The 11,335-nt window shown below is 42.4% G+C and carries 11 protein-coding genes; all 11 read left to right on the forward strand.

The window, feature by feature from the left end:
- Positions 1-7: 7 nt before the first annotated feature.
- The 11 genes from atpD to AC4PGZ_RS01090 all read left to right on the forward strand — a co-directional run bounded on the left by atpD (position 8) and on the right by AC4PGZ_RS01090 (position 11,323).
- Positions 8-1,402, forward strand: a complete 1,395-nt coding sequence (atpD, locus tag AC4PGZ_RS01040) for a F0F1 ATP synthase subunit beta (RefSeq protein WP_492159243.1) — start codon at positions 8-10, stop codon at positions 1,400-1,402.
- Positions 1,403-1,406: 4 nt separating this feature from the next.
- Positions 1,407-1,805: an ATP synthase F1 subunit epsilon gene (gene atpC / locus AC4PGZ_RS01045; protein WP_492159244.1), complete on the forward strand. Its 399-nt coding sequence runs from the start codon at positions 1,407-1,409 to the stop codon at positions 1,803-1,805.
- A 172-nt stretch (positions 1,806-1,977) separates the two neighbouring features.
- Positions 1,978-2,883, forward strand: a complete 906-nt coding sequence (locus AC4PGZ_RS01050) for a Ppx/GppA phosphatase family protein (RefSeq protein ID WP_492159245.1) — start codon at positions 1,978-1,980, stop codon at positions 2,881-2,883.
- 18 nt (positions 2,884-2,901) lie between these two features.
- Positions 2,902-5,109: a polyphosphate kinase 1 gene (ppk1, locus tag AC4PGZ_RS01055; RefSeq protein WP_492159246.1), complete on the forward strand. Its 2,208-nt coding sequence runs from the start codon at positions 2,902-2,904 to the stop codon at positions 5,107-5,109.
- A 107-nt stretch (positions 5,110-5,216) separates the two neighbouring features.
- A complete protein-coding gene (locus AC4PGZ_RS01060; protein ID WP_492159247.1) occupies positions 5,217-5,762 on the forward strand; it encodes a TetR/AcrR family transcriptional regulator in 546 nt (181 codons plus the stop codon).
- A gap of 121 nt (positions 5,763-5,883) precedes the next feature.
- Entirely contained in the window at positions 5,884-6,834 is a 951-nt protein-coding gene (locus AC4PGZ_RS01065) for an ROK family protein (protein WP_492159248.1), read from the forward strand.
- Positions 6,835-6,871: 37 nt separating this feature from the next.
- Positions 6,872-8,143 (forward strand): glucose-6-phosphate isomerase, encoded by a 1,272-nt coding sequence (locus AC4PGZ_RS01070; protein ID WP_492159249.1) that lies wholly within the window; start codon positions 6,872-6,874, stop codon positions 8,141-8,143.
- Between the two features lie 97 nt (positions 8,144-8,240).
- Complete coding sequence (locus AC4PGZ_RS01075) at positions 8,241-8,774, forward strand: TDE2712 family protein (protein ID WP_492159250.1); 534 nt, start codon at positions 8,241-8,243, stop codon at positions 8,772-8,774.
- 75 nt (positions 8,775-8,849) lie between these two features.
- Positions 8,850-9,674 carry a 3-keto-5-aminohexanoate cleavage enzyme gene (gene kce, locus AC4PGZ_RS01080; protein ID WP_492159251.1) on the forward strand — a complete coding sequence of 275 codons (825 nt, stop codon included), beginning with the start codon at positions 8,850-8,852 and terminating at the stop codon, positions 9,672-9,674.
- 116 nt (positions 9,675-9,790) lie between these two features.
- Positions 9,791-10,321 carry a YcxB family protein gene (locus tag AC4PGZ_RS01085; RefSeq protein ID WP_492159252.1) on the forward strand — a complete coding sequence of 177 codons (531 nt, stop codon included), beginning with the start codon at positions 9,791-9,793 and terminating at the stop codon, positions 10,319-10,321.
- A gap of 39 nt (positions 10,322-10,360) precedes the next feature.
- Positions 10,361-11,323, forward strand: coding sequence for an alpha/beta hydrolase (locus AC4PGZ_RS01090; protein ID WP_492159253.1), 963 nt, complete (start codon positions 10,361-10,363; stop codon positions 11,321-11,323).
- Positions 11,324-11,335: the final 12 nt, after the last annotated feature.

Below are 11,335 nucleotides of genomic sequence, written 5' to 3' on the forward strand. Positions count from 1 at the left end.
ACGAACGATGGAAAAAAATACAGGGAAGGTAGTGCAGATCATCGGTGCGGTACTGGACATAAAGTTTCCTGCAGGAAAGCTGCCAAACCTTTTGAACGCTGTAGAAATAAACCACGAAGGCAACAAGCTGGTAGTTGAGGTTTCGCAGCATATAGGGGACGATACGGTAAGATGCATCGCTATGAGCTCTACTGACGGACTCATCAGAGGCGTTGACGCAGTGGATACAGGCAGACCAATATCTGTACCGGTTGGAAACAAGACTCTTGGAAGAATATTCAATGTACTTGGAGAGCCAGTTGACAACATGGAGGTTCCAAATACAGATGAAACCTGGCCTATACACAGGTCTGCTCCTCCGTACGAAGAGCAGGAGACAGGAACTGAAATCCTTGAGACAGGCATAAAGGTCGTTGACCTGATAGCGCCATATCTTAAGGGCGGTAAAATAGGCCTGTTCGGAGGTGCCGGAGTTGGAAAGACCGTAATAATAATGGAGCTTATCAACAACATTGCCAAGCAGCATGGTGGAATATCCGTATTTACTGGAGTTGGAGAAAGAACAAGAGAAGGTAATGACCTTTACAATGAGATGACCGAGTCAGGAGTTCTTAAAAAGACAGCGCTTGTTTACGGACAGATGAACGAACCGCCTGGAGCGAGGATGAGAGTAGGACTTACTGGCCTTACAATGGCTGAATACTTCAGAGACAAGGAAGAACAGGACGTGCTTCTGTTCATAGATAATATATTCAGATTCACTCAGGCGGGATCTGAGGTTTCTGCGCTTCTGGGACGTATGCCTTCTGCAGTTGGATACCAGCCTACGCTGGCAACTGAGATGGGTGCGCTTCAGGAAAGAATAACTTCTACAAAGAAGGGATCCATAACGTCTGTACAGGCGGTATATGTTCCTGCGGACGACCTTACTGACCCGGCTCCGGCTACTACATTTGCCCATCTTGATGCGACTACGGTTCTTTCAAGAAACATAGCTTCGCTTGGTATATATCCTGCGGTAGACCCGCTTGACTCTACATCCAGAATACTTTCTCCTGATATAGTAGGAAAAGAGCATTATGATGTAGCAAGAGATGTTCAGAGAACGCTTCAGAGATACAAGGAGCTCCAGGATATAATAGCGATACTTGGAATGGACGAGCTTTCAGATGAAGACAAGACTACGGTATCAAGAGCGAGAAAGATTCAGAACTTCCTTTCGCAGCCGTTTACAGTTGCAGAACAGTTCACGGGAATGCAGGGCAAGTATGTTCCGCTTAAGGAGACGATAAGAGGATTCAGAGAAATCATGGAAGGAAAGCACGATGCGCTTCCTGAGTCAGCGTTCCTTTTCGTTGGAGGAATAGAAGAGGCAGTGGAGAAGGCAAAGAAAGGGGAGTAGACTGATGAGCACATTTCGTTTACAGATAGTAACCCCGGATCAGCTTTTCATGGATGAAGAAGTCGAAGCTCTCATCGTAAGAACTACAGAAGGAGAACTCACTATACTGAAGGATCATATAGATTTTGTTTCAAATCTTAAGATTCATGTAGCAGGAGTAAAACAGAAAGGGAAGATCAGAAAAGCTGCCATTGCAGGTGGGATACTCCAGAATGACAAAGGAGTTACAACCATAATTTCAACAGCGGCAGAGTGGTCCGACAAGATTGACCTTCAAAGAGCTGAAAGAGCAAGAGCTGAATCAGAGAAAAGGATGCAGATGCACAGAGACAATCTCAATGAACTGAAGATAGCTGAATACAGACTTAAAAAGGCAATAAATAGAATAAATGCCGCAAGGTAGATAACAGAAAGTATCTGATTCGATCAGATGCTTTTTTGTTTGCAGAAAAGACAAAATTGAAAATATTCAAAAAAATTTCTAAAATGCTATATAAAAATTAAATAATTGGGTATAATATTAAATTAAGTAGGAAACTAATTTTCTTATTTGTCAAACAGACAAGAGGTGCAACATGAAATATGCAATAATAGATATTGGCTCAAACAGCATAAGGCTCACTGTCTACAGGCACGATGAAGAAGATGGACAGGTATATATTCAGTTCAAGGACAAGGTTATGGCGGGGCTGGCCGGATATGTGGAAGATGGCGACCTCAGTGAAAAAGGCATCAGAAAAGCTTGTGATGCGCTGAAGATATACAGAAAGGTGCTTGGCAACCTTGCAATAGAAAATATTTATCCTTTTGCGACTGCCTCACTCAGAAACATAGGAAATGCCAGGGAAGTGCTTGACAGGATAAAATCAGAAACTGGATTTGAAGTAGACATAATAAGCGGAGAAGAAGAAGCTGTACTTGATTTCATAGGAGCTACCAAGGTCGTGAATATTGACAGGGGAATGCTGGTGGACATTGGCGGAGGTTCTACGGAAATAGTGCTTTTCAAAGACGGAAACATAGAATGTGCTCACAGTATACCCGTGGGATCGCTCAATATGTACAAGAAACATGTAAAGAGACTGCTTCCTTCCAAAGAGGAAAAAAGAGCTATCACAAAAGACGTAAAGAAAGAAATTGAGAAACTGAACATTGAATGCAGCGAAAAACAGCAGAAAATGTGTGGAGTAGGGGGAACTCTAAGAGCGGCAAGAAAGCTCGGCATCGAAATTACCGGAAGGGAAAATGCTGACAGAGAAGTGGACGCCAGCGACGTAAAGAAGGTCATGAAAGTTCTGGAAGGGGAAGAAAAAGAGACTATAGACAGGATACTGAGGGTAGTTCCTGAAAGGGTCCATACGATACTCCCGGGCATGATAATACTGAGCGCCATTATAAAGCATTTTGAGGCAGAGCAGATATATGTAAGCAGCTATGGAGCAAGGGAAGGCTATCTTTACAAAAATGTACTCAGCAAGTAAGACAAAGGGGAGAATCTGATGGAAAAAGAGACGGCAGGAAAGCCACATAACAAGATTTATACTCAGGACAGAGAGCTTTCCTGGCTTAAATTCAACAAGAGAGTCCTTGAAGAGGCAGATGACAAAGCGGTACCTCTTCTTGAAAGGCTGAAATTCGTATCTATATTCATGACTAATCTAGACGAGTTCTACATGATAAGGGTAGGCAGGCTCAACGATCTCAACAAGATCAAGGTGGAGATAAGAAACGACAAGTCCGGCCTCACCCCGGGAGAACAGCTGGAGCTCATATTTGAAAAGACGAGAAAGCTCATCAGAGAGAGAGACTCTGTATACAGCGAAATAACAAGCCAGCTTAGAGAATATGGAATCTACGACCTCAAATTTGATGAACTTGACAAGAATGAAAGGAAGCATGTAGAAAATTATTTCAAGAACAGGATACAGCCTGTGCTGTCACCCATGATAATTGACAACCAGCATCCATTTCCACATCTTGCGAATAAGCAGCTTTATGTTCTGGCCACGCTGAGGAATGAATCTGGCTCAAAAAACATGAAGATAGGAATAATCCCTGTTCCGCTGAATCTTTCCCCTGTAATCTATCTCGAGGACCGGGAAACTACGATAAAGCTGGATGAGATAAGGTTCATAAGAGTCGAGGAGATAATAAGGGAATATTCGCAGAGCATGTTCGGACAGTATAAGGCAGAAGAAAAGACCGTCATTTCAGTTACAAGAAATGCAGACCTCAATATCAGCGAGGAAATTGAAGAAGATGATGGAGAAGATTACCGGCACTTCATGAAAAAGCTCCTGAAAAAAAGAGGAAGGCTGCTTCCTGTCAGGCTTGAGGTCATGGGAGAGCTATCGCCGGAGCAGGCCCGCTTCATGGCGAAAAAGCTTGATATAACAGAAAAACAGATTTTTCAGAGCGATATGCCTGTAAAGCTGGGCCACGTATTCGAACTGACTGAAAAGCTGTCTTCGGAAAAAAAGCTGCTGCTTTGCGACAGAGGGTTTGAATCTCAGTATCCCTCATGCTTCAGCAGGAATTTGAGGATAACGGATCAGATAAAAAAACGAGATGTGCTTCTGCATTATCCTTATGAGCAGATGGAGCCTTTTATAACACTCCTTAAAGAAAGCGCGTCAGATCCAAATGTGCTTAGCATAAAGATCACTGTCTACAGGCTGGCTCTCAGGTCAAGGATAGCAGAGCAGCTGTGCGAGGCTGCGGAAAATGGCAAGGAGGTCCATGTGCTCATGGAGCTCAAGGCAAGATTTGACGAGAAGAACAATATTGCCTGGGCGGAAAGACTTGAGGAATCAGGATGCAATGTTATATATGGCCTGGAAGATTTCAAGGTACATTCCAAGATATGCCTGATAACAAGAAATGACGGCGGGACTATAAACTATGTCACGCAGATAGGTACAGGAAATTACAATGAGAAGACGGCCACTCTTTATTCCGACTTCAGCCTTATGACAGCAGACCGCGAAACTGGAAAAGATGCAAACGAGTTTTTCAGAAACATGATGATATCAAATCTGTACGGCTCATACAACAGGCTGTGGGTAGCTCCGGATTCGCTCAAAAGAAACATAATAGATGCGATAGACAGCGAGATAGAAAAGGTTAAGTCAGGAAGCTCCGGCTATATCCTTATGAAGGCCAATTCCCTTACTGAGCGCAGTATAATCGACAAATTAAGCGAGGCATCATGTGCAGGAGTAGAAATTAATTTAATAATCAGAGGAATATGCTGTATATTACCGGGCATAGAGGGGTATACAGAGAATATAAGAGTATTCAGCCTGGTAGGACGTTTTCTTGAGCACCACAGGGTATACATGTTTGGTCAGAAAGATGAAAGAAAGATATATATATCTTCGGCAGATATTATGACCAGGAACCTTGCAAGGCGCGTAGAGATAGCGTGTCCGGTACTTGATCCTGAGCTTAAAAGCAGGATAGAGCACACAGCAGAGGTAATACTTTCAGACAATGTGAAGCTCAGGGAGCTTAAAAATGACGGAAATTATATAAGGGTCACAGCAGGCACAGGAAAGCGCATAAATGCTCAGGATATATTCATCGAAGAAGCAAAGGCCGGAGTAGTGGAGATTTTGGGTGAAGACACAGGGTTCAGAGAAAATCGTGGGATTAATGGTTTTTTCTCAAGGCTCAAGGCTATGTTTTCAGATAGGCAGAAGTCCTAACCTGAAAGTGACCGCCGCAAAAGCTCAGTTTGTTTGTTTGTCCTGCAGGACAAATTCAAATAAAATTTATTATTACTTAATACTATTAAAGAAAAGAGGTAAACAGAATGAAAGCGGATATAAAAAGAGAAGAAATGTTAGATGCGTTCATGCAGGCATTCATGGAGTTTGGCTTAGATAAATCATCAACAAAAAAACTGACATCAAAGGCAGGAGTGAACGAGGCGCTTCTTTACTATTATTTTTCTGATAAGAACGAGGCAATCGTAGCCTGCGTAAACAGACAGTACGAAAAAAACAGAAATGCAAGCTTTGATCTGATAAGAAAAAATCTTGCAGACCCGGAAAAAATGATGGATAAGCTGTTCACCTATACCAAAAAGACATCCGCTGAGCAGAGATTCATTATGGAAGTAATATCACATCCGGTATACTCAAAGAGCGTGCTTCCGCTTGTAAAAGAGATGAGCAGAAAGCTTGAGGCTGACATTGAGGAGTATGCGGAGCAACATGGAAAGGATGCAAAAAACCTTACTATGCTGATCCATCTCGTATACAGCATACTGAATGATTACTGCCTCACAAAGAATGAAGAAGTATTCATGTCATCAAAGCAGTTTGTTACAGGGCAGCTTAAAGCTGCGATGGCATAAAAAAATAAAAAACTGAATTTTCGAGGCCCTGCCGGACAGCATAGTATAGCTATCTGGCAGGGCTTTGTGTTATAATAATCAAAAACAGAAATACAAAAATCTTCACGTAAAGGAGATGTTTATGAAATATTTTGCAGGAATTGATCTGGGGGGAACAACCATAAAGGGCGGGATTGTCGACGCCGAAAACAGAATAATATGCTCAAAGAGCATCAGGACACTTCCGGAAAGAGGCTTTGAAGCCGTAGCTGAGGATATCGCAGTGCTTTTTGAGGAGCTTGTGAAGAGTAGCGGCCTGACTATGGAGTCTGTTGAATACCTTGGGGTAGGATCTCCGGGGGCGGTAGATGTAAAAACCGGAAAAGTGTTTTTTTCGGGAAACCTTGGATGGGAAAATGCAGAGCTTGGCAAGTATTTGAAAAACAGGCTCGGGAAAGATGTGTATGTGGGAAATGATGCATCGTGCGCCGCGCTTGGAGAATTTTTGTGCCTTGAGGATAAGAGCATTGATTCGATGGCCATGATGACAGTAGGGACAGGAGTCGGGTTTGGACTGATACTCGGAGGCCATATGTACAGCGGGGCTACATACGGGGGAGGGGAGTTTGGTCATACCACTCTGGTTTTCGCAGGAGAGAAGTGCACATGCGGCAAGAAAGGCTGCATTGAGGCATATGCTTCATTTACGGCTCTAATAAGAGATGCTTTTAAACTTGCCGAAGACAATCCTGACGGCCGCATAGCGGAAATAATCAAAAGAGATGGGACTATTGACGGCAAGTCGATATTTGAAGCCGCTATCGCAGGATATCCTGACGCAAGGAAGCTGACTGAAACCTTTATCGAATATATCGGTGCGGGAGTCGTAAACATAATAAACATACTCGACCCGCAGATGATCGTAATAGGTGGCGGGATATCAAGATCATCGGATTATTTCCTTCCAAAGCTCATCGAATATGCAAGGGACAATGCATTCTGCAGGCAGGTAAAGCTCTGTGATATAAGAGTGGCCTCAAAGGGTAACGATGCAGGGATAATAGGCGCAGCGAGGCTTGGCGATTACATTTAAATTCAATATAAGTCATTATTAGAAGAGGAGAATGGAAATGGAGAAGAAAATATCACTGGATCTTAGCAAGAGCCAGATAAATGAAGAGAGCATACTTAAGTTTCAGGAAAGAGCAGATCATATCCATGCGAAGCTTCACTCTGGAAAAGAAGCATATACGGGGTGGGTGGATTATGCTATGGAGCTCAGCGAAGAGCTCATATCAGAGATAGAGTCTGTGGCAGCCGATGTAAGAAAGGAATGCACTGCATTCGTTATCCTGGGCATAGGAGGTTCATACCTTGGAGCGAGAGCCTGCATAGACATGCTTGGAAACACTTTTCACAATCAGGTGAAATCGGACATCCCAAAAATCTACTATGCAGGTCACAACATGAGCAGTGCATATTATCTTGAGCTGCTTAAAGTGCTTGAAGGAGAAGAAGTGACAGTCTGCGTTATTTCAAAATCCGGAACCACTATAGAGACAAGCGTTGCGTTTGCCATATTCAAAGAATTCCTTAGAGAAAAATACGGTGAATCCTATGCAAAGAGAATAATCGCAATCACAGACAAAGAAAAAGGAATCCTAAGACCTGAGGCGCAGGAAGCCGGCTACAGGACGTTTGAAGTTCCTGATTCAGTCGGTGGAAGATACTCAGTGATAACCCCTGTGGGCCTTCTTCCCGTGGCGGTTGCAGGAGTGGATATAAGAGAGCTTGTAAAAGGAAGCCGGGATGCATACGAGCTTTATAAAAATACAGATCTCAAGGAAAATGAAGCATACAGATACGGAGTAGCAAGATATCTGCTCAATGCAGAGCTGGGCAAGGATATCGAATGCTATGAGTTTTATGAGACTAAGCTGAAAAACCTTACGGAGTGGATGAAGCAGCTTTTTGGAGAGAGCGAAGGAAAGCAGGGACAGGGACTCTTCCCGGTTACTGTAGAGATGACCACTGAGCTTCACTCAATGGGTCAGTATCTTCAGGAAGGACAGCAGATTTTTGCAGAGACGGTGCTTAATGTCGAAAACACAGGGGCATATCTTCCTATACCTCAGGAACTCGGATATGACAGCTCATGGACCATGGAAAAGCTCAACAGAATAGTAACTGAAGGCGTCATCCAGGCGCACAGGGAAGAAAATTCGACTCCTACGATTCAGATAACTATCAAGGACCTTACGGCGCACACCTTTGGATTCATGGTTTATTTCTTTGAAAAAGCATGCGCTATGTGCTGCTACCTGAGAGACATAGACCCGTTTGATCAGCCTGGCGTGGAAAAATACAAGGCCAATGTAAAGCAGATAATAAAGAATGGATAAATTAAAATATCAAATTTACTAATACTGTTATCAAATACGGAAATTAGTGTTATAATAAAGGTGCAATTTAATAAACACATTCTGGGGAGGATGTAAAATGATTAAAACTATAAATAAGAACCTTAATGTAATCGAGTCTATGCTCTATTTCTGGCAGGCAACCAAGGAAAAAGAAAAAGTAGGCGAGAATTATCTGGTTACACTCAGCGAGTACAATGAGATGAAACTGCTGTACAACGACGATTTTGACGCGGAGTCAGTGAGAAAATCCCTGAGCGCGATTTCCAACAGGGAAATGCTCAACGGAGGGACACAGAAGGAGAGACAGTTCTGGAATAACAACATGTGGATGATGGAAGACATGGACTACATGAGAATGATGGTAAATCCTCTTAAAAAACTGAGCCTCGACACGATTGTCGACAGCATAAACAGCAAGAAGGACATAGCACAGGAAGAAATAGAAGTGGTATTCATCCCTGCGAACAAGGAAGAATACATAATAAAGGGCAATAAGCTCGTTATAAACTTCTTCAAGGTGACTCCTGATCTTATGGACGAAGAAAAAACAACTATAGAAGGCAAAAATCTGATTGAATATATTGAAGAGAAAATCCTCGAGAATTTTTAAAGATAATACAGTCTTCAGGATTCTGAACACATATTCTACTGATCATGAGGCCTTCAGACAAAAATGGAGGATATAATGGAAAAGTTAATAATAACAGCAGCGATATGCGGAGCAGAAGTTACAAAGGAACAAAACCCGGCAGTACCATACACAATCGAAGAAATCGTAAGAGAAGCTAAGAGTGCATCTGAAGCAGGAGCGGCAGTAATCCACCTTCACGTAAGAGAAGATGATGGAACGCCTACTCAGAGCAAGGACAGATATGAAGAAGCAATAGCAGCGATAAGAAAAGAGCTTCCAGAGATAATAATACTTCCAAGTACAGGTGGAGCTGTTGGAATGACTGCAAAAGAAAGACTTCAGCCAGTGTTTCTGAGCCCGGAGATTGCTACACTTGACTGTGGAACATGCAACTTTGGAGGAGACGATGTCTTCACAAACACTGTAAACATGGTTAAGGAATTCGCAACGACCATGAAGGAGTACAACGTAAAGCCTGAGTGTGAAGTATTTGAAAAGGGAATGATAGACACTGCAATCGCAGTAGCCAACAAAGGCCTTATAGACTATCCACTCCACTTCAACTTCGTGCTTGGAGTTAACGGAGCTATGACTGCAACTGCAAGAGACCTCGTATTCATGGTGGGATCTATTCCTCCGGGATCTACATGGGTTGCAACAGGAATAGGAAGAAATGAATTCACGCTTGCTGCCGTAGCAATAGCTATGGGAGGAAACGTAAGAGTTGGATTCGAAGACAACCTTTATGTAGAAAAGGGAGTTCTTGCAAAGAGTAATGGAGAGCTTGTTGAGAAGGTAGTAAGAATAGCTAAGGAACTTGGCCGTGATATAGCTACGCCTCAGGAAGCAAGAGAAATAATGGGACTTAACAGAAAATAGTTTGAGATTTCTGTGAGATAATCAGGGGGATCACTGCGTCATAGCATCAGATGCAGTGATTTTCTGATATATTATGCAAATATGCAAATATTCCATACGGGAAAAGGGAGGCAAATATGAATACAGAATTTAAGTATGAACTGCTTGAAGAAGATTTTATACAGTCTAATCTTGACTATGTCAAGATATCACCTAATTTTGCAAAACAGATGAGAATAATTAAATATGGGTTTGTAATCATTGTAGCACTTATGATAATGTTATTCATGAGGAGCCTTCAGGGCGTGGTTTTTGGACTCCTGCTTGCCGGTATTTACTCATTTGGATTCGACAAGTATTATAAATATTCCGTGAAAAAAAGAGTAAAAAAATCAATCGCCAGCGGAAACCTTCAGCTTAATGACACAGGCATGACCGCAGTGGTGAGCGATGCCGGAATAGTAATCAAAGGAAAAAAGGAAAAGACAAAATATACCTGGAAAGATATCCGTATTTTTGTAGAGAGCCCGAAGTACATATATCTGATTTCTGATCATGGAACAGCGGAAGTAATACCAAAAAGAGGGCAGGATGAGTCGCTCTTGAAGACTGCGCTTGCTGACAGGGCCAAAGCATCTCCAGAGACAGAATATAAAAGAATATCATAATAAATATGATATTTAAAAACTAAAATTAAGAGGATTTTTATGAAAGAGAATTATAAGATTAAAACAATACCTGAAATACCAGAAATAAATGACAGAAATCTGAGGCTCATAAGATATACACAGAACATATATGACGGACTTAAGAAGTTTGTCAGGATTAACTCTGACAGCATGGAAATAGTTGATTTCAGGATAAAATCTCCTGTAGGGAATATCCCGGCAAGGATATATTATCCTGGCCGCACCAGAACTGACGGAAATCTACACAGCGCGCTCATGTTTCTTCATGGAGGCGGATTTGTAATGGGAAGCATAGGAACGCATGACGGCATATGTAAAAAGCTTGCCGAAAAAACAGGAAGAATTGTAGTTTCGGCTGCCTACAGACTGGCGCCAAAGCATATCTATCCTTCCGCGATAAGAGACAGCTACTGCGTTTACTATTATCTCTGCAAAAACTCAGAGGCGCTCAGGATAGACAGGTCGGACATAGCTATCGGAGGAACCAGTGCCGGCGGCAACATTGCCCTCGGAGTGATGGAGATGTGTCTTCGAAGAAAGAAAAGAGGCGTTATTCCTTCTGCGATAGTGCTTCAGTACCCGCTTACAGATATCGAATCCGTGCTCATGGGGGACTTCACAGAGTCCGCACTTAAAAATGCTAATGGAAGAACGCTTACGCTTGATGCCATGACAAGGATGCTCAGATATTATATACCGTACTTCGAGATAGAGGATGGAATAGAATCTCCGCACCTTCTTGGGAACCCTTATCTTTCTCCGGTAAAATCCGAGCTTATGTTCCAGTATCCAAGGGTAATTATGATATCAGCAGGCAAAGATATACTAAGAGATGACAACAGAAATTTTGCAGAAGCCATGGCCAGCAATGGAGTGGAATTTGAACATCATGAATACAAAAAGATGCTCCATGCGTTCATGTCTTTCGATTCAGGAGAGACGGAGATGGCATTTAATCAGATAGCAGAGTTTTTAGAATAAATTTAAAAAAAG

This window comes from Proteocatella sp. QWL-06, assembly GCF_058684135.1.